At 55.2% G+C, this 17,898-nt stretch carries 14 protein-coding genes; 2 read left to right on the forward strand and 12 right to left on the reverse strand.

Translation table 11 applies throughout. The annotated features are described in order from the left end of the window. Positions 1-288: 288 nt before the first annotated feature. Positions 289-1,692 (reverse strand): tyrosinase family protein, encoded by a 1,404-nt coding sequence (locus VFX97_04715; protein ID HEX5702498.1) that lies wholly within the window; start codon positions 1,690-1,692, stop codon positions 289-291. A 379-nt stretch (positions 1,693-2,071) separates the two neighbouring features. Between VFX97_04715 and pepE the strand changes: the two genes are divergently transcribed. Then, positions 2,072-2,794, forward strand: a complete 723-nt coding sequence (gene pepE, locus VFX97_04720) for a dipeptidase PepE (protein HEX5702499.1) — start codon at positions 2,072-2,074, stop codon at positions 2,792-2,794. Positions 2,795-2,871: 77 nt separating this feature from the next. On the opposite strand, the gene VFX97_04725 is transcribed toward pepE, so the two are convergent. The 4 genes from VFX97_04725 to VFX97_04740 all read right to left on the reverse strand — a co-directional run bounded on the left by VFX97_04725 (position 2,872) and on the right by VFX97_04740 (position 6,162). Next, the gene (locus VFX97_04725; protein HEX5702500.1) at positions 2,872-3,594 is read right to left on the reverse strand and encodes a hypothetical protein; all 723 of its coding nucleotides are present in this window, start codon (positions 3,592-3,594) and stop codon (positions 2,872-2,874) included. Between the two features lie 23 nt (positions 3,595-3,617). Continuing rightward, positions 3,618-4,523 carry an alpha/beta hydrolase gene (locus VFX97_04730; protein ID HEX5702501.1) on the reverse strand — a complete coding sequence of 302 codons (906 nt, stop codon included), beginning with the start codon at positions 4,521-4,523 and terminating at the stop codon, positions 3,618-3,620. A 113-nt stretch (positions 4,524-4,636) separates the two neighbouring features. Then, positions 4,637-5,230: a phosphoglycerate mutase family protein gene (locus VFX97_04735; GenBank protein ID HEX5702502.1), complete on the reverse strand. Its 594-nt coding sequence runs from the start codon at positions 5,228-5,230 to the stop codon at positions 4,637-4,639. Positions 5,231-5,637: 407 nt separating this feature from the next. Next, positions 5,638-6,162: an META domain-containing protein gene (locus VFX97_04740; protein ID HEX5702503.1), complete on the reverse strand. Its 525-nt coding sequence runs from the start codon at positions 6,160-6,162 to the stop codon at positions 5,638-5,640. A gap of 203 nt (positions 6,163-6,365) precedes the next feature. On the opposite strand from VFX97_04740, the gene VFX97_04745 reads away from it, so the two are divergent. Further along, positions 6,366-7,868 (forward strand): tetratricopeptide repeat protein, encoded by a 1,503-nt coding sequence (locus tag VFX97_04745; GenBank protein HEX5702504.1) that lies wholly within the window; start codon positions 6,366-6,368, stop codon positions 7,866-7,868. Between the two features lie 296 nt (positions 7,869-8,164). Here VFX97_04745 and VFX97_04750 read toward each other — a convergent pair whose 3' ends face one another. The 7 genes from VFX97_04750 to VFX97_04780 all read right to left on the reverse strand — a co-directional run bounded on the left by VFX97_04750 (position 8,165) and on the right by VFX97_04780 (position 17,837). Next, positions 8,165-8,458 (reverse strand): hypothetical protein, encoded by a 294-nt coding sequence (locus VFX97_04750; GenBank protein HEX5702505.1) that lies wholly within the window; start codon positions 8,456-8,458, stop codon positions 8,165-8,167. A 202-nt stretch (positions 8,459-8,660) separates the two neighbouring features. After that, a complete protein-coding gene (locus tag VFX97_04755; GenBank protein HEX5702506.1) occupies positions 8,661-11,354 on the reverse strand; it encodes a serine/threonine-protein kinase in 2,694 nt (897 codons plus the stop codon). 435 nt (positions 11,355-11,789) lie between these two features. Continuing rightward, entirely contained in the window at positions 11,790-13,691 is a 1,902-nt protein-coding gene (locus VFX97_04760) for a M1 family metallopeptidase (protein HEX5702507.1), read from the reverse strand. A gap of 246 nt (positions 13,692-13,937) precedes the next feature. Further along, the gene (locus VFX97_04765; GenBank protein ID HEX5702508.1) at positions 13,938-14,504 is read right to left on the reverse strand and encodes a DUF4199 domain-containing protein; all 567 of its coding nucleotides are present in this window, start codon (positions 14,502-14,504) and stop codon (positions 13,938-13,940) included. A 45-nt stretch (positions 14,505-14,549) separates the two neighbouring features. Continuing rightward, positions 14,550-15,011, reverse strand: coding sequence for a DUF1579 domain-containing protein (locus tag VFX97_04770; GenBank protein ID HEX5702509.1), 462 nt, complete (start codon positions 15,009-15,011; stop codon positions 14,550-14,552). 174 nt (positions 15,012-15,185) lie between these two features. Beyond that, the gene (locus VFX97_04775) at positions 15,186-15,656 is read right to left on the reverse strand and encodes a response regulator transcription factor (protein HEX5702510.1); all 471 of its coding nucleotides are present in this window, start codon (positions 15,654-15,656) and stop codon (positions 15,186-15,188) included. A gap of 213 nt (positions 15,657-15,869) precedes the next feature. Continuing rightward, positions 15,870-17,837: a CocE/NonD family hydrolase gene (locus tag VFX97_04780; GenBank protein ID HEX5702511.1), complete on the reverse strand. Its 1,968-nt coding sequence runs from the start codon at positions 17,835-17,837 to the stop codon at positions 15,870-15,872. Between the last annotated feature and the right edge of the window lie 61 nt (positions 17,838-17,898).

Raw genomic sequence — 17,898 nt, forward strand, 5'->3', positions numbered from 1 at the left:
CGTTGGGGGATGGCACGCAATCCGGTTGCTAACAGGCTCCGTTAGAGGGAAATGTGAACTCCCTTCTAACGGAGCCGTTTTCCGTAGGCTAATTCCCAGCACGAAAGCAGAGGTCACGTCAGAGGTCAGAGAATCAGCCAAGTCAGGCGCAGAATGTAAAAGCCTGGGCCACTTCAGGGCGGCGACGCTGCCTCTGACCTCTGAGCTCTCATCCGGGCGACCGCCGGTCGCTTACCCCTGGCTATTCTCTCTGTCACGCCTTCGCCGTGATGACAACGCCCTTCCAGATTATCGCCGCCGCCTCCTCTTTATGGTCATGACCGCGCCACCAACTCTTACGTCCGACTGAGATTGGCCGGCGGTCGGCCTGCCATCGATCTCAATGTCTCGCGGGACGATGGTTACCGGCATGGTGTCTCCCGCCGACTTTAGCGCTGCGTTGAGCGCGCGATTGAGACGGAACGAGAAGCGAGCCGGCTTAAACTGGTGGTGCGTGTCGCTGCGTATGCCGGTACTGAACAGCGACATGTTGCCGACGTAGAACGGACTCTTCGGATCAGGTTCAGCATCGGCGGGCAGGCCAACGTAGATTTCGTAAGTGACGCCCGGCGGCCGATCAGCTTCCACGTTTTCCACCTCAAGAATTATGTCGTCCCTCGTGCTCGCCGCCAGTGTGGTAAGCCGCTGCCGGAACGGTCTGATGTCCATGGAAATTGTCATTTTTTCGGAACGGAGCGTCATCGGCTGCATGGGGACGCGGAACAGAATTTCCCTTTGAAAGATGAACGGCGGGAGGATGATGTTCAGGCAGAACTGTTTAACCTGCGTCGGCTCACTCTCGTACGTATAGTTCAGCTGCGCGGCGGCGCGCAGGACCTGGCAGCCTGACATCTTTACCTCAGCCCCGTTTTCATCGAAGAAGGTAAATTTCTTGTTCTTCCACTGCGTATGCGAAAGAGGATTGGTGCGCCCCCCGCCTTGAGCCAGCCAGAGATTCCAGAGCCGGTCGATGTTGCAGTGGTGAATGTAGAACAATGGATCCTTAGCTGCCGTGGCCACGGATCCCATCCCTCCGCCGACTCCCACGTGCACATCATCGTGTGGGGTGCTCTCAAGTGACTCCTGTCCATCCCCAAAGTCGGTCTCACTCATCCCGGCGCTGGTGTTGACTGCGGATGTGAGTAGCGCTCCCGTACCATTATTCATAGCCGCTTTGCGGCTGGCGAAGAGCACGCTCGATGAGTCGCGAAACATGGCGGGGATTTTCCGGGATGCCAGCGTACCGGCGGAATAGTTCCAGAAGGGCAGCGCAAAGTTCGCGTCGCCCGAATGCTTTCGAATGATTCGCTCAAACCAGTAAAGATACATCCGGTGCCAGGACCAGAAGAAGAAGGTGTGGTGCTCGCAAGTGTTCCAGGCTGGAAAACCGCCTCCGCCCGATGAGGCATGGATGCCTGCCTGATAACCCCAACTGATCGGATTGCTATCGGGCAGGGCCTTCATCGCAGTGATGGCATTGCGATACGAAACGATGGTCGGGCTACTGGCGGTTAGGCCCGCGATACTGCGCCGCATCACCGGTGCGGCCTGCACGATTGATTCGATGTCGAACGCGGTCGGCACGATGATCGCAGCAGAAACTGCAACGCCTGCGGTTTTGATAAACCCGCGACGAGTGATTTTGTTCTTCATAAAAATTTCTCCGTCTTCGAGAGGGCTCTCCTTTAAGAGAGGGCAACCAGGAGTTTTGAGGTTTGCCGGGATGACTTGCGTCAGGTAACGAAGACCCGGTAAACGGTTTCTTTACCCAAACAGGCTCAACTGAGGACGGAAATTATTCCCGTCAGCCGCCGTTGTCAAGTATCCCTTCGATTTTTGTGCATGTATTTTGCGCAATTCTCCCTAACTCCTTGTGCGTAAAATACATACTTCCAAACAAAATACCCTCGCTGGCAGAGAGGCCGTAGTCATTCAGATTCGTGCAAATGCGATAGGCGCAAGAGCAGTTCAGCAATCAGGCCCGGGAGTCTTTTTAGCTTGGGGAAGGATTGCCTATACTCTCAGTCCAAGCATGACGACTGAATCAAGCAACACAACTCGCCTTTTACTAATTAGCAATTCGACACTTCATGGCAGCGGGTATCTCGATCATGCGGCGAACGAGATATCCGACTTTCTCGGCGACGTGAAGCGAGTGCTGTTTGTTCCTTACGCGCTTCACGACGAGTCGAAGTATGCAACTCAGGCGCGCGCGCGGTTTGAAAAGATCGGCTACGCGCTCGATTCAATTCACACGGCGATTGAACCTGCGAAGGCTGTTCGTGAGGCGGAAGCAATCTTTATCGGCGGCGGTAATACCTTTCGGCTTCTGAAGGCGCTCTATGATCAAGAGGTGCTCGACGCTATCCGCGAGCGGGTCCGCGCGGGGATGCCTTACATCGGATCGAGCGCCGGCTCGAATGTCGCCGCGCCTACCATCCGGACAACCAACGACATGCCCATCGTGCAGCCGCCGTCCTTAGAAGCGCTTCGTTTGGTCCGATTTCAGATCAATCCGCATTACCTGGATGCGGATCCAAATTCGACGCACAAGGGAGAGACGCGCGAAGAAAGAATTGTTCAGTTCCTCGAAGACAACGAAACGCCGGTGGTCGGCCTGAGAGAAGGCGCGATGCTGAGAATTGAAAACGGCGCGACGCTATTGAAGGGTTCGACCGGAGCGCGCATTTTCCGAAGAGGACATGAACCGGTTGAGACTCTGCCGGGTGCCTACCTCGATGAGTTGCTTGCTTAGCCGCTCATTCAGAAACAAACTACGACCTAAGACCTAAGACCTAAGACCTAAGACCTAAGACCTAAGACCTAAGACTCTTATCCGTTCTGCTTCACATTAACCATCACCGGAGAGGTTGCGCCCAGATTGCCATTGAATTCAGTAGCCACGATTCGAATGGAATAGTCTCCCGGGGCGGGAAAAGTATAAGGCGCTGAAAACAAGCTGGGCTGACCCCCATAGCTCAAGGTTAAAGGTTCTTCATTGCCGGCGTTGCTGATAATCGCTTGCACGTTGAAATTTGCGGCCGGCCAAAACAGGTTATCGATCATGCAGCCACACATCATGCGCACCTGGGCGGTGATGGTTGTTGGGGTTCCCGCAACAATGGATGCTGAGGCGGCCGGTTCAGTTAACGCGGTCAGTAGTCCTGGTATCACGATCACCACCGCCATCGCGCCAGTGAGCTTCACATTCGGTATTACCAGCCGTTTGCACGAAACCGCGATCCGAGGATCGGCCACCGAGGTGGCCACGAAAGTCAGCACCGTGGGTTCGGTCAAAGCGATTTCGGCGGTAAACTCCGTTGCCTCATCCGCACGTACCGGGTAACCCCAAAGATAAGGTTGGTCCATGATCAAAGGCGTAACGCCGGAGCCATCGGTGTTCGCTACCAGGCCCTGATCCGTCCGACCGGATGCCAAAGGTTTGTCGGCATCGTCGGGTCCGTAAATGTCGATCATGGCAAAGCCCACGTGCTGGCCAACGAATTTACCGCCGAAGGCCAAAGCCCTCACGGATATGGTGGTTGTGCTGCTCATGTAATCTCCTTAGGGGTTGTGAATCAGTCGTTTCGCGTTTTTATGAACTCTATGGTCCGTTTGATGATCTCGCGGGTCCTCGCATTATCGTCGAGCACATCAAAGCCGTGGCGTCCGTCCGGGTGATTGCTGAAATCCAGAGTTGCTTTCCTCTCAACCGCCACCTGGATAAAAGTGTCGACTGCGGCGTTTAAGGCGGGCTCTTCACGGCCAGCTCTGGCGATAAAGATCGGCGGAAAAGTGAAGCGCGCTCTTCTCAGACGATTAATCGGCGAAAACTCGCGGGTGACGTCATCGGTGATGGCGGGCCGCTGTTTGCGCATCGGTTCCAGATCCATGATCGGATAATAAAAGACGAGGCAGCGAATGTGCGATGGAGGCTCGCTGATCGGCGAACTGAGCAATACGCTGCCGGCCGACAGCGACCAAAGACAAATGCGATTCTTGTCAACGCCAAGTCGCGCTGCGTTATCGCGCACATAAGCGATCGCCGCGGAGACATCACTGCGGGCATCCGACAGTGGATACATGTCCCAACCATAGAAGCGGTGATTGAATGTGATGCCAACGAAGCCGGAGGCCGCCGCCAGTTGACCAAGAGAGACGTATGCGCCCCACTCTTTCGGCTTGGTGCGCAAGTTCGAGGGAATTGCGCCGCCGTGAACGAAGACGATGGCCGGACTCAGTGCGCCGCGCCGGCGACTGCGGGGCTGATATACATCCAGCTTGAGTTCTTCTTTAGAAACGCTCTTGTAGGTCAGGTCCTTCTGCGGCCGGATTCTCTCCATGCCGGGAACCGCATAAAAAATTCGCTGGGTGGCGACTAGCTTAATCCACGGCGGGTCTTCTAACTTCGCCGGCTGCTGCGCGACGGTCAGCGATTGCGTGAAGAGCGAACACAGCAGGGCAAGTAAGGTCGATTTAGTCATTGAACTAATTCTTTCATTGACCACGTGAATCAATGAACCGATGGATGAATTGAGCGGCACCTGGGCTTACGCCCATGCTTTATGCTGACGTCCGCTCCGCGGGCTAGCACCGGTTAATACTTCAGATGAGTAACCGTGGCCTTGCCCTTGGCATAGACAGTTACCACAAACAGATCATTAAACTCTTTTTCGTCTATGGTCGGAACCACATCTCCGCCCAGTGCTTTGATCACATCGGGCACTGAGTTGCTGTGGCCAATTACCAGCGCGTTCTCACCCGGTCTCTGAAAAATCTTATCGGTTATCTCCTTAATAGACTCCGGCGTCACCTGTCTGGGATTGGCCGCACTCGTCTTCAGCGAGATCGCGACGCTTTCGATGCCCAACTGCTTCGCGAGCGGTTCCCCAGTGGCCTTGGTGCGAAGGTACTGAGATGTGTAGATGGCCTTAATTCCGGATTTTGCCAGGATGCGTGCAAGTGCCTGCGCCCGGGCGGTTCCCGTTTCCAGCAGCGGCGGGTCCTCGCGTGGGGCGTCCGCTCGTTCTGCGTGACGCACCAGAAACACGGTGGTCGCTTTGAAGTCTTCCTGCGGAGACGTCGCGCCGGCCGCGGGTCGGCTCCCCACGCTGGAAACAAAGAGGCAGATGCTTGAGACCGCAAGCAGGCTCAGGCCCGCCAACCATCTTAATTTTCGAGAATAGGGCATTGATTTCATTTGAGAGCTTCTCCTAATCAAGTTTCTAAATCAGTCAATTACTTTACCAGAGGTCGCGTTAAGCAAGCAGAAGTGCGCGTCGCGCACGGCAGCATAAAGCCTGGGGCGTAAGCCCCAGGTGGGTGTCGATTTGAATCAAGAGCCTGCGAAGCGGGCGGCAGAGGCTGCTTCGAACAACCTGTCGCCCGCTCCGCGGGCTCGGCCTTTTGGGCGCGCGATCCTGGAGTTTGCTCGCTTCGCTCGCGGCACCCCAGGCTTTATGCCGTCGTGCGCTCCGCGCACTGAAACAAACACAAGGCATTGAGCAGTGAGCAGTGAGCAGGAAGTCAGTACCACCTGCGGTAGCGGGTGGGTTCAACCAATGAACTAATGAGTCAATGAGTCAATGAACCAATGGCTCATTCCTGCTTCGTCGTGAGCGGCTCCAACTCGTAGTAACCGCCGGCAGCCATTCCCGATAAGAACAGGTGCCCATCTTTGATCGAGTACGAGCGCGGGTTGGCGCCCTCGGTAACAATCTTATCGTGAAGGGAACCGGGGCCACACTTAGCACTCCCTCTCGACCACGATCCAAATTGCAGTTCACCCGCGCGCGGTGTCTTCCAGGTACTACTGGCTTGGTTGCAATCAACGCGCGTGGTTACGCGGCCGTTGGCGCCAAAGGTGATGGTGTACTTCGACCCGTCATCCGGCACGTGCGTCTCCTCATCTCCTGTTTGCAGCTTCACCAGTTTCCAGGACGTCCCGGAAAGTTCATCGGTCCGCTTCTGGTCATGCGCGTTTGCAGGCAGAGTGTCCGGCGTCGTTGCCCCGGTCGCGGTAGCACTTTGATTAGCGGCCGACGCCACCGGATCTTGTTGTCGTGCGCAAGCAGGAAGAGTCGTTACCAACAGAAGTGTAATGAGCCATTGAAGTCTCTTCATAGGATCCTCCTGAAAGTGTGGCTCATTGTTCCATGATTCAAAAAGGAACGCGATGAGCTTTCAAAAGAATTTACAACTCTTAACATCGGAAAAACGCTGTGAATGGTAAATAGTAAATCGTAAATACACTGCCAAGCTCTCCCCAAGTCGCGAAGCGAGGCGCGACACTTCTTTCCTGCGCAAAAGATCGAAGGAGCACAGCTATGTCACGCAACAGATCCGTTCTGATTTTACTTTCCCTGATCTTCGCTTCGACGGGCGCCCTAACCGGTTGTTCAAACGTGGCCGAGAGTACTGAGACCAAGACTACGGTTGAAGCCAAGGAATCGAGTGCCGCCGGGAAGATTCCCATCACTACTTCTTCCGAGGAAGCGCGCAAGGCTTTTCTGCAAGGCCGGGATCTCAACGAGAAGTTGCTGATCCAGGATTCCATCACGCACTTCGACAGGGCAATCTCGCTCGATCCCAACTTTGCCTGGGCAGAGCTGAGCCGGGCCAACGTTAGTCCTACGGGAAAAGAATTTTTTGATCACCTGAAGAAAGCGGTGAGCCTCGCCGACAAAGCTTCCAATGGCGAGAAGCTGCTTATCCTCAGCACGGAAGCCGGCGCTAACGGCAATCCGGCGAAACAGAAGGAACACCTTGACCAGCTAATCGCCGCTTATCCGAATGACGAGCGGGCGAACTTTGCGCTGGCTGGTTACCACTTCGGCCAACAGCAGATGCCGCAGGCGATTCAGTATTACAAGAAGGCGACTGAGCTCGAGCCAAAGTTTTCTTCAGCCTTCAACCTGCTCGGCTATGCGTACCGCCAGAACGAGGAGTACGCGAACGCCGAAGGTGCGTTCAAGAAATACATTGAGCTGATTCCTAACGATCCGAATCCGTATGACTCGTACGCGGAACTGCTTTTGAAGATGGGCAAGTTTGACGATGCGATCACGCAGTACCGCAAAGCCCTGTCGATCGATCAGAACTTCATTAACGCTCATCAGGGCATTGCGATGGCTTTGCTTTACAAGGGCGACGCGGCTCAAGCGACGGCTGAGTTACAGAAGATTACCGACAAGGCGCGCAGTGATGCGGAACGGCGCACGGCGTTGTTTGCTTTGACGGTGGTGGATGTCGATAGCGGCAAATGGGACAAGGCGCTGGCGGATGTCGACCAGCAATACGCTCTGGGAGAGAAGACCAGCGATGTGCCGGGGATGACCGGCGACTTGCAGCTCAAGGGAAACATCCTGCTTGAGATGGGCAGGTATGACGACGCGAAGACGCAATTTGAGAAAGGTTTGAAGATGACCGAAGCGTCAACTCTTTCCCAGGAGATCAAGGACAACGCGCGACTGTTTCATCATTACAATCTCGCGCGCGTGGCTTTGGGCAAGAAAGACTTGCCGGCGGCGAAGCGGGAAGGTGACGCGTTTCGCACCGGCACTGAGGCGAAGAAGAACCCGGCGCAGATGCGGCAAGCCCATCAACTCATCGGACTGATCGCGCTTGAGATGAAGGATTATGAGAAGGCGGTCAGCGAGTTTCAGCAAGCCAATCAGCAGAATCCGTACGATCTGTATCGCTTGTGCCAGGCGTATCAGGGCAAAGGTGATGCGGGTCAGGCGAAAACGTTTTGCGGGAAGGCTGCGAACTTTAATTCGCTGCCGGCTATTAATTACGCGTTTGTAAGGACGAAAGCGGCGAAGGCGTGATTACGACAGTGGGCGGTCAGCAGTGGGCCGTGGGCAGTAAGCAAAAAGCGGAAACCAGAAGGCAGAGGGCGTTGAGCAGCCTGAAGGGCTGCCGGAAACTAGCCAGGGGTGAGCGAGCCTAGCGAGCGACACCCCTGTCACAGTTCAAAAAAGACCCGGCCCTGAAGGGGCGCAAGAATCAAGAGTGAACAAAAGGACGTGAGTGGTTAGTAGTGAGCGAATGCGGTTGGCGAGTCTTAAGGATTCGATCCCTTCGCGCAAGCCCAACGGTTTGCGCGAAGGATCGAAGTGTCCTATTAAGCCTTTTCGTTGCCTTTATCGACCACGGCCTTTAACGCCTGAAAAGTAGGCGGCCAGAGACCTACGAAAATTCCCGCTCTTTGTTTTCCACTCAGGAATAGTGCGACCGATGCACCGATTGCTCCCAGAGTCAGAATGTGAAAAAAGCTCATACCTGTAGCTTTCTGCGTTGTATTGTCTACTGTTTTCAGTACCGATTCCGCCACGTCACGTTTTGCAGGTGCCTGCAAACCGCCGTTTTCGCGAATGTCGGTCACGATTCCTGATAATGCTGTCTGTGTTGCTGACATGTGTCCCCTTTAGTTTGAATTGATACAGCTAAGATTAGCTTAATCATTAACCCTGCAATGGGCGTACCGCCAGCGCGTTGGATCATTTGGGGTGACACATGTACCCGTTGATTGCGTTTCGCAGATTGAGTTCAACGTCATCACGGCTTTTCTTTGTCGCCGAGTCGCGACCTGGACACTTCTTCGAATTCACTCTCGCTTTTCACTCTTCCAACAAGGTTCGCTGGAACACCTTCTGTCCGGCCAGCGAAATGTAAAAGCCGTAAATTGCCAGACCGAACAGAATCACGGCCGCAAAAATCGTATTGCCGAAATACCAGCTCGAGAAATCGGACGTAATCGCGTTGTGAAAACTCAACTCAAAAAAGATTGCTCGCGAAATCATCGCCAAAAGTCCGAATCGAGCAATGCCAACGACGGTGATAGTGGTCATCAAAGCCGTTCCGAGTAAGTCAATCCAATGCGATCCTCTCATAAAAGCTAAACCTTCAACCGAGAACACCAATATCCAAAACACAGCGGTTGCCAGCCATTGTTTTCTGAAAATTGTTACCAGCAGAATCAGAAGCAGCAAAAGGAAGAAAGGCCCAAACACACCGGCTGGCATGAACATTAAGAAATTCGCCCACAGATGCCTGATACCGTCAAGATATGAAATGTCCAAACCGGCATTCGGAAAAGCCCTGCCGCTACTCCAGGTTGCCAACAGAACCGTTACGTAAATCGCAGCAGTATGCCCAAGCCCCAACATGCCACCCACAAGAATGTCGCGCCCGACCATCGGGTCGCGCCAATCGCCAACCAAAAGTCGATTCCAGGAAATAATCAAATTCGGCCAACGACGACGCACGTAGGGTTCGAGCGCAAGGTAAATCAATCCAATCGTCACCGCCCCAAGAAGCGAATATCCCGCCATTTTAAGCAGCAGCGGAATTTCTTTGGTGAGATCGGGAATGTGGTCGGCAATAAGCAGGTTTCCCGCCAAACCCATGAAAAAAACGAAAATCGAAACCTTGAACGCGCCTTTCGTATCGCTGCGCCCCTGACGCAAGTTGCGGCGGGCGAGAAAGACTGCTGCCATAACGACGCTCAAGAGAACCGAAATCGCGATCACCGCGGCCGCTCTACGACGCGCACTCAAGACGGTTTCTTCCTGCCGCAGCGGTTGGTCCCACGGCGCGACGACTTGAAAATAGACGGGCTTACCTTGATAGGCCGCGGCTTCGATGCGAACGGGAATTTGCGCGTGGTCAACGTGCGGGCCTTCCCAGGACAAACTCGCGTCAGCAAAAAAAGGTGGTGTCCAGTTAGATTCTGTTTGCCGGTAATTGCGGATGTCCAGGCCGGCTTCCGTGAAAAGCGTCGCCCAATCAAACTCGCTCGTCTGCGCGTTTTTTTTCTTGACCTGAGGCGGCACGACTTGAAATTCGAGCAAGCGTCCGCGCACGTCTAAAATGACTTTGGTCATCCCCGTGACATCATTCGGCGGGTCATTGAGCAAAACCAATACGTCATACCAGGGTTCGAGATAGCGCGGGCTGCTGCGATGCCAAAAATAAATCACGGGGGGCTGTCCGGTGCGGAGTCTTTCATAATGATCCGGCGATGGATCCGTGCGGGCGTAACTGAAAAAATTGTTCTCGAACCCGTAATCAGTATCAATCGGGACGCTCGTATAGCCGAGTTTTTTGACAATCGAATCGGCGCGTTCTGCCAAAGCCTCTGGCGATTTTTCGAGCGGAATCCATTCGTGATGTCTAACTTCGTCCGAAAAGAAAGCGATGAATACAAAAAGCCCGAGAACCGTCGCGAGACAAGCAAGTGCAACGATGGGCTTGAGCGCGCCTTTCTTCGGGGCTGCGGCAACCATCTCCGGTGAGGGCGTTTCGCCTGCCGCGATTGCCGCTTCGAGAGGATTTCCGCCCGGCAGCATCATGGCCACTTGCAACGCTGTCGCGGGTCGCTCGCGCGGGTCCTTTTCGAGACAGCGAAGAATTACCTTCTCAACCAGCGGGTCAATGTCTTTGAGAACTTCGGAAGGGGTAGTCGGCGCGGAGGTTCTGTGCTGACGTACCAGTTCGCCGATTGTGTCGCCGGCAAAGGCTCGCTTCCCGGTGAATACTTCATAGAGCACCAGACCGAGCGAGTAGATGTCGCTCTTCGCCGTTAACTCTTTGCCGGTGATCTGTTCGGGCGACATGTAGGCGGGCGTGCCCGCAATGGCGCCCTCTTTCAACTCGCTCTCCAGACCGGCGACGCCGAAATCCGTGATACGCGCCTTGCCACGCCCATCAATCATCACATTCGCCGGCTTGAAGTCGCGGTGCAGAATGCCCGCCTGGTGAACCGCGTGAAGTCCGGCGCAAAGTTGTCTGCCGATCTCAAGCGCTTTATCAGGAGGAAGTCTGCCGATGCGACGCAGCAGCGAAGACAGATCGTCCCCGTCGATAAACTCCATTGAGAGAAATTGCGCGCCGTCCACTTCGCCGATGTCGAAAACGCGACAGACGTTGGGGTGCGAGACCTGCCGCGCGGTGCGAACCTCGCGGACGAAGCGTTCATGTGCGGCCGGGTCTTCAGCGAAGTGTTCGGGCAGAAACTTCAAGGCGACGGTTTGATCCAGTTTGAGGTCTTCGGCTTTATAGACTTCGCCCATTCCGCCTCGGCCCAATAAGCCGGTGATGCGGTAGCGATCATTGAGAACTGTTCCGGCTAAGAACTTCCCTTCGCTGCGCGCGCTGGCAGAGGTAGAGCGCGAACTGGTCGGAGCTTTGCTTTTTTCTTTTGGCGGCGGCTGACGAATGGTGGCCTGTGTTTCGGTTAACGCCGCGCCGCAGGCAGGGCAGCGCGAAGTGTTCTCAGGAACTGAGGCTGAACAGGCGGGGCAGGTGTTCATCGGCCCGCTAGTTTATAGACTTGCGTGAAACTTACAAATTATTTTTGCGGATCACTCTGCGCTTCAGCTAGTTACGCGGCTTTGCTCTAAAGTCCGGCGACGCGCACGAACTAATAGTCGAGCTGCGAAGCAGCGGTCATAGCTAAGCCCAAGGCGAGGCTTTGGGAGCATTGGGTGTAACCATAGTTTTTAGATTAACGGAGCCCGGCTCCGCCGCTCCAAAACGATTTGTGTGCACCCGTTACCCAAGGTTCGCAGAGCCTCGCCTTGGGTTTAACTATCTGCGCTGCTCCGCAGCTCGTTGCGTATTGTCGGTCACACGTTCCGTGATGAGCGCGCGCTTACGGCACCTGAGACTTTTTTGGGCAAAGCCCATTTGCGCTCAACCACTCCGCGGATCAACGTACCCGCCTGCCTATGTGTGTAATCTGTGGATTATTCTCCTGGCCACTTGAGGTCCGCATCGATCGATGCGACTGCAATCGGATGATAGGTCGGCCGCGCCCGCCGATAAATCTCTATTGCGCGCGCTTTGCCCGCGGCTGTCTTCGCTAATTCCTGATACAGCGGCCGGATGAATTTGCGGCGACCAACCGACAAGAGGAATTCCTCTAAACGCCGGTCCGCCGGATCGTAACGATTGCGAATCGACATCAGCAGCCACTGAAAAGCGATCTCGGAATTGCCTGATTGGGTCAGACGAAAGGCGTTATCAAGTTCTTCCATACGCGCACCGGGGGGCGCGGTCCCCGGGGGAACTGACAAAACGACACGGTCTCCCTCCAAACCTTTGCTGAGTTGATCCTGAACGAACTTCAGGAAATGCAGCCATTCCTGTGTATTCCACTTAGCAGCTCCGATTTGCGCCGCGGGAATCTGACGTCGGAGCCAAAGGGTCGCTTGTTCTTCCACGCGAGCGAACGCCGGCGAGGTTGGCTTCGGCGCGCTATCGGGAAGGCCCGGTCTTCCGATCCACTCACTCACCGGAACACGTTTCGCCAGCTCTGGGTTCTTATCCAGCAGATTCTTATTCAGGTAATCGACAAACTGGGCGGTGGTGATGCTTTGAAACGCGAAATGATCGAAATAACCCCTCAAAAACTGATCGAATCGCGCGCGGCCGAAAGTCTCTTCGAGGTGACGCAGAAAGAGCGCGCCCTTCTCGTACGGAATATCGTTCGAGCCTTCGTCCGGATCGCGACCCTGCAGATCGATGTGCAAAATCTCGTCTCGATCTTCAAGCGACGCGATCACGTCATTCAGGTCGCGCAGGCCCAGGGTGGCTTCCATCTCGGCGCGGGCGCGGCCATAAACTGCCTCCTGGATGCGGCGCTCGAGATAAGTCGTGAAGCCTTCGTTGAGCCAGAAGTCGCGCCAGGTCGCGTTCGTAATTAGATTGCCGGACCACGAGTGGGCCAGCTCATGCGCGATGAGCGACACGAGACTTTTATCGCCGGCGAGAATTGTTGGCGTGGCGAAAGTCAGCCGCGGATTTTCCATACCGCCGTAAGGAAAGCTGGCCGGCAAAACCAGAATGTCGTAGCGGCCCCAGCGGTACGGACCGTAGAGCCTCTCGGTAGCCACCACCATTCTTTCCGTGTCGCTGAGTTCACTGGCCGCTCGCGCAATCACCTGAGGCTCGGCGTAAACACCGGTGCGCCGGCCCAGGCTGCGAAAACGCAGATCGCCCACGGCGAGTGCGATCAAATAAGACGGAATCGGCTGGCGCATGCGGAAGCTGTAGTCGCCATCGCGTGGCGTGCGCGCATCGTTCTCGGCGCTCATCACGGCGAGCAGGTTGCGCGGCGTGCGCACGCGCGCAGTGTAAGTCACGCGCACCGACGGTGTGTCCTGCAAAGGAATCCAACTGCGCGCATGAATCGCCTGTGACTGTGTGAACATGAACGGATCTTTTTTGCCGGCGGTTTGCGCTGGTGCGAGCCATTGCAATCCGGAAGCGCCCGGTGAAGTTGAGTAATGAATGCGAACGCGGGTGGCATTCGCGGGTAAGGGAATTGTCAGCGACGCGCCGAGAATTGGATCGCTCGCTCCCACGGTGAACGTGCCCGCCGCGTACGTCGTGCCGTTGCCCGACGTCTCAACCTTCTCAATCTTCAAGTCGCGCGTGTCGAGAATCAGCGGTTCGGTTGGCGACGTTCGCTCGACGGTCAACGTCGCTGAGCCTTTCAGAATCTTCTGATCGAAGAGCACGTCCCAATCCAGATCAACGTGACGTACCCGTACCGCAGCTGGGTTGGCGAAAGAATGGTAGTCCTGAGCGGCCGCGCTGGTGCCCATGGTGATTAAGATGAGTAAGCAGAAAACAGAATATCGCATGATCATTTCCCGGAAACGCAGATTCGAGGAGAGGGTTGAATCCACAGATTAGCGCGGATTGGAGGGATTAGAAAAGCGGCGGGGCGAGGATGCTGTTGTGTCGGTACCCGGAGCGGTAGCGACGGGATCTAGAGGCTATGCCAGAAAATTTACTTGCGTCATAGACTGAGTTTTCACTAGCCTCTTGATCCGGTCGCTACCGCTCCCGGTACTGACACGGCCCGCCATCATGACCACCCAACGTCTTCAGGCATTCGAAGAAGCGAGTGATCCCGCGCCGTCAGCATCCTCTTTAGCCCGGCCTGATTTCTTCCTCAAAATTAAAGCCGAGATAACCGTGATCACCAGCCCGACCGGAAACGGCTCGAGGAAAACGAACAGGTTGTGGAAGAAGGGGTTCTTGACGAGCTGTTTCATCTGATCCATCTCCTGAGTCTGGGTCTGAATCGCCTCAGGAGTGGCGCCTGACGCGCGCGCTTTCTCGATGACGTGCGCCGCATACTTGTCGAAGAAGTCAGGCATGAAGTTGTGAAAAAGAATCTGCCAGGCAATCACGTAACAGATTGATGAGATCAGCGTGATCAGAATCCCGATCACAAAGGCGCGGCCAAAGGTCACCGCGCCGCCGTTAACGTTCTCGCGATACGATCGGATGCCGAAGAAAACCAGGATGAAGGCCAGCACAATGCTCGTGTAACCAACGATTAGGCCCTTGTCAAAACCGATCTTGTCTATGAACGGTATAGTCGCGAACATGAAGATCGCCATCAGCGCGCCGGAAATAAGACCGAAGATCAGAACAATCTTTTTCATTTGGAGAATCCTTTCGCAGTTAAATCAGAAAGCGGCACGAGTGCTTTACTCTTTGCGGCGCGTGTACACCGTCTCTACCGCTTTACCTTCCTGCCCATCCGGAGTGATGTTGTAGGCGGTGATCGTGAGGTGATCATCGTCAATCAGTTGGTACACCGTCTTCCATCCCCAAGGCGGCGAATCCGGCCAATCGTACTTGCCCAGGACGGCAAATCCTTGCGGAGTGGCTTCGCCCTGGGAGAACAGAATCGCGTAACTCATGTGAAAGTCGTCCACCCAGGCGACTTCGAAACGTTGCGTCACGGTGTTAAAGGCGAAGGTCTCTTCGCCGTGTCGCGGTTTGCCCTGCATTTCACCTTCATAGGTATGACGAATGAACCGTCCGTCGAGGAGCGGGCGAAATTCGCCTTTGACTCTCGACTCGTCAGCGAGCTTTCCGGGCTCAAACCAGGTCTGGACAGGTCCTTCCCATGAACCGACTAGTTTTAATAGAAACTCCTTTTGCATAGTTTTCCCTCTCTTGAAGTTTTGAATTGGTGCCGCCGCTTAACCTGCTGCTCTTCCAATGCGGCGTGAGATTAGCGAAACGCCAGGTGCAAGTCATCATCCTTTCGGGTGATTTTGGCGTTTGCGAGGAGAATCATCCTTTCGGGTGAGGGAACAGCCTGCGGAGCAGGCTCGTCACGGAATCAATCTCAGCTCTTTCGCGATTTGCACTGCCTGGGTCCTCCGCTTTGCGTTCAGCTTGTCGAGCAGGCGGCTGGAATGCGTTTTCACGGTGTTCTCACTGACGAATAGTTTTTCAGCGATCTCACGTGTGCTCATACCCCCCGCTATTAGCTGGAGGATTTCCAGCTCGCGCGCAGTGATGCCGAGCTCCTGTAACCTCGATTGATCGACCGTGAACGGTTCGCGAGTCGGAACTGGAACCTCGACGGTTACTTCAACCGGAACTTCCTTAACCACAACCGTCTCTTTGTTTTTCGTGAGCTTGAGGCCGAGCCAGATTCCGACTGATGCAAACAGCAGCGCGATCAAGCCGCCATAGATCTCAATTGAGCGTTCAATGATCAGAAAGCGGTACTCGATCAATTTCAGCATGACGATGAGGAGGCCGCCGCAAATGCCGTAAATGAGAATGTGCTTCTTCATTAAAGAGGTAAGCCTGCGAAGCAGGCGGCAGCTTCAAGTCTTCCACCCCAAACCCAAAGTTAGCCCGCGAAGCGGGCGACAGACTTTGCGAGTGTGCTCAACGGTTTGACCACATTTCTGTCGCCCGCTTCGCGGGCTCCCAGGCTTATCATCGCAGTCCTGGGGCTTACGCCCCAGGCTTTATGCTTTCGCCTGCTTCGCAGGCTGGATGGACTACCTCCTGACCACGGTAATCGTCACTGACGATGGATGCTGTTTCGAATGGTGCACGACGTTGTGGGCGACGATGCCTTTCGTTTCATCATAGTTACGACCGCCCGTGTTCAAGTTGCGATCGAAGCGCGGGAAGTTGCTGCTCGATATCTCAATCCGGATACGATGCCCCACCTCGAAGTAATTGCTCGTGGTCATCGGTTGAAAACTGAATTTGTAAACCTTGCCGGGCTCTATCCAGGCCGGCGGCTGATCGTAGCCGTTTCGATATCGCATGCGCTGAATCGTCTCGTCCAAATTGTATGCGCGGCCGTCCGGATAAACGTCGAGCAGCTTCACCGTGAAGTCGGTGTCCTTTACATCCGAAGAGACGTAGAGCGTCACGGTGATCGGGCCGCTCAGTTCAATTCCTTCCTTCAAAGGTTCTGTGCTGTAAACAAGAACGTCATTGCGCTCTTCCGTCTTTCGCTGATCGAACGCGCCGCCCTGGATCGCGTTTCCGGTACAGCAAACATTGCCGCCGTATGAAGGCACCGGGTTCATTGGATCGTAATCAAACTTATCCGGCGAATCAGTTTCGGGCGCATTCGCGACAAGTGTGCCGTCACCGTTGAGGGTGTTGGCTTTGCCACCGCTCGATAAATAAAAGGTAAGCGGTTGGGCGCCTTTCGGTGGCCAGGTGTCGGACGCCTGCCATTTGTTCATGCCCATGGTGAAGTAACGCACTTTCGGCATCTTCTCCAAAACACCATTGTTCTCGCCTTTGAGAAAGCGATCGAACCAGCCCCAGGTCAGTTCGTCGTAATTCAGGCGGGCGTCCCCCATGCTCCGCTCACCGACGACTGTGTTTTCTGTGGCGCGGCGATAAGCACAGTGCAGTGTCGGCGCGATCACTGCGTACTGCTGATTGGCAATTTCGGGTGAAGCAGTCTTGCGCACATGATTGTACGCAGCCAGGTTTGGGCCAACCGACACGTCATACCAGGACATAAACCAAAAGCCCGGCACGTTGATGCGCATGTTGTCGTGCCAGAGACCGCCTCGGTACCACGCCGGATCATTCGGCGTTCTCTTAATCATCGAACCCTTTGTGTCAACCGGCATTTCATCGGCAAAGACTCCGCGCGGACCGTCGATGGCTTTGTAGATGTCCATCACGGGCAGGTGACGCAAAGCTTTCGACCAATCGACCGGCGGCATTTGCGGCGCGAGGTCGAACATGCGTGAAGCGCGAACTAAATCTTCCTGAGAAGTATTCGGCGGAAAGCTGGGCCGCAACTGATTCTGTTCGCCGTAAAGCCACGCGATGAAAAGCATCTGCACCGCGCCGCCGCGGTACCAGTTACCCTGCTCCCAGTAAGGAGCCACGCGCCCCACGCCCGCGCCGAAGCCCTGCGGAATGATTGCTGCCAACGCGGGGTTTCCGGCCGCGGCGACCGCTAACTGCCATTCAGCGGTTGAAGAACAGCCGATCAATCCCACCTTGCCGTTTGACCAAGGTTGCTTCGCTATCCAGTTAAGTTCGTCATCACCATCTGTCAGCGGCGGGCCCAGAATGTCGTAGTTGCCTTCGGAAAAGAAATGTCCCCGTTCGTTCATCAGCACGTAGGCGTAACCACGCTTGACGGCGTCAAGCGGGGAACTCATGTCTCGAGGCACGCCATTGCGCACGTCCCAGAAGTTAAAGTTGTAAGGCGTGCGCACAAAGACGGTCGGATACTTTTTTGAAGTGTCTTTGGGCCGATATACGTCGGCGGCAATACGTACGCCGTCGCGCATCGGAATCATGAGCTTGCGGTCGACGATAGCAATCGACTGCAACTCTTTTTCGAGGGCGTGACGCTGGGCGATTTGTTCCGGCGTGAGGCCGGTCCGTTGTTGAGCGTCGACGGTTGTAGTCTGAATCGAAAATGCCGGGAGCAGAGCGGCGACGACCAGAATCGCCAACATCAAGATGTGCTTACGCATTCGGGACTCCTCCAGCGGTGTTTGTGCGCCTGATGTGCGGAAAGCCCATGAGTCGGGATTC

Source organism: Pyrinomonadaceae bacterium, from assembly GCA_036277115.1.
Lineage (GTDB): Bacteria > Acidobacteriota > Blastocatellia > Pyrinomonadales > Pyrinomonadaceae > UBA11740.

What these genes read in the sequence shown, in the direction of transcription:
- VFX97_04715 (HEX5702498.1), bottom strand. Translation starts at nt 1,692, where the DNA reads ATGAAGAACAAAATCACTCGTCGCGGGTTTATCAAAACCGCAGGCGTT.
- pepE (HEX5702499.1), top strand. Translation starts at nt 2,072, where the DNA reads ATGACGACTGAATCAAGCAACACAACTCGCCTTTTACTAATTAGCAAT.
- VFX97_04725 (HEX5702500.1), bottom strand. Translation starts at nt 3,594, where the DNA reads ATGAGCAGCACAACCACCATATCCGTGAGGGCTTTGGCCTTCGGCGGT.
- VFX97_04730 (HEX5702501.1), bottom strand. Translation starts at nt 4,523, where the DNA reads ATGACTAAATCGACCTTACTTGCCCTGCTGTGTTCGCTCTTCACGCAA.
- VFX97_04735 (HEX5702502.1), bottom strand. Translation starts at nt 5,230, where the DNA reads ATGCCCTATTCTCGAAAATTAAGATGGTTGGCGGGCCTGAGCCTGCTT.
- VFX97_04740 (HEX5702503.1), bottom strand. Translation starts at nt 6,162, where the DNA reads ATGAAGAGACTTCAATGGCTCATTACACTTCTGTTGGTAACGACTCTT.
- VFX97_04745 (HEX5702504.1), top strand. Translation starts at nt 6,366, where the DNA reads ATGTCACGCAACAGATCCGTTCTGATTTTACTTTCCCTGATCTTCGCT.
- VFX97_04750 (HEX5702505.1), bottom strand. Translation starts at nt 8,458, where the DNA reads ATGTCAGCAACACAGACAGCATTATCAGGAATCGTGACCGACATTCGC.
- VFX97_04755 (HEX5702506.1), bottom strand. Translation starts at nt 11,354, where the DNA reads ATGAACACCTGCCCCGCCTGTTCAGCCTCAGTTCCTGAGAACACTTCG.
- VFX97_04760 (HEX5702507.1), bottom strand. Translation starts at nt 13,691, where the DNA reads ATGCGATATTCTGTTTTCTGCTTACTCATCTTAATCACCATGGGCACC.
- VFX97_04765 (HEX5702508.1), bottom strand. Translation starts at nt 14,504, where the DNA reads ATGAAAAAGATTGTTCTGATCTTCGGTCTTATTTCCGGCGCGCTGATG.
- VFX97_04770 (HEX5702509.1), bottom strand. Translation starts at nt 15,011, where the DNA reads ATGCAAAAGGAGTTTCTATTAAAACTAGTCGGTTCATGGGAAGGACCT.
- VFX97_04775 (HEX5702510.1), bottom strand. Translation starts at nt 15,656, where the DNA reads ATGAAGAAGCACATTCTCATTTACGGCATTTGCGGCGGCCTCCTCATC.
- VFX97_04780 (HEX5702511.1), bottom strand. Translation starts at nt 17,837, where the DNA reads ATGCGTAAGCACATCTTGATGTTGGCGATTCTGGTCGTCGCCGCTCTG.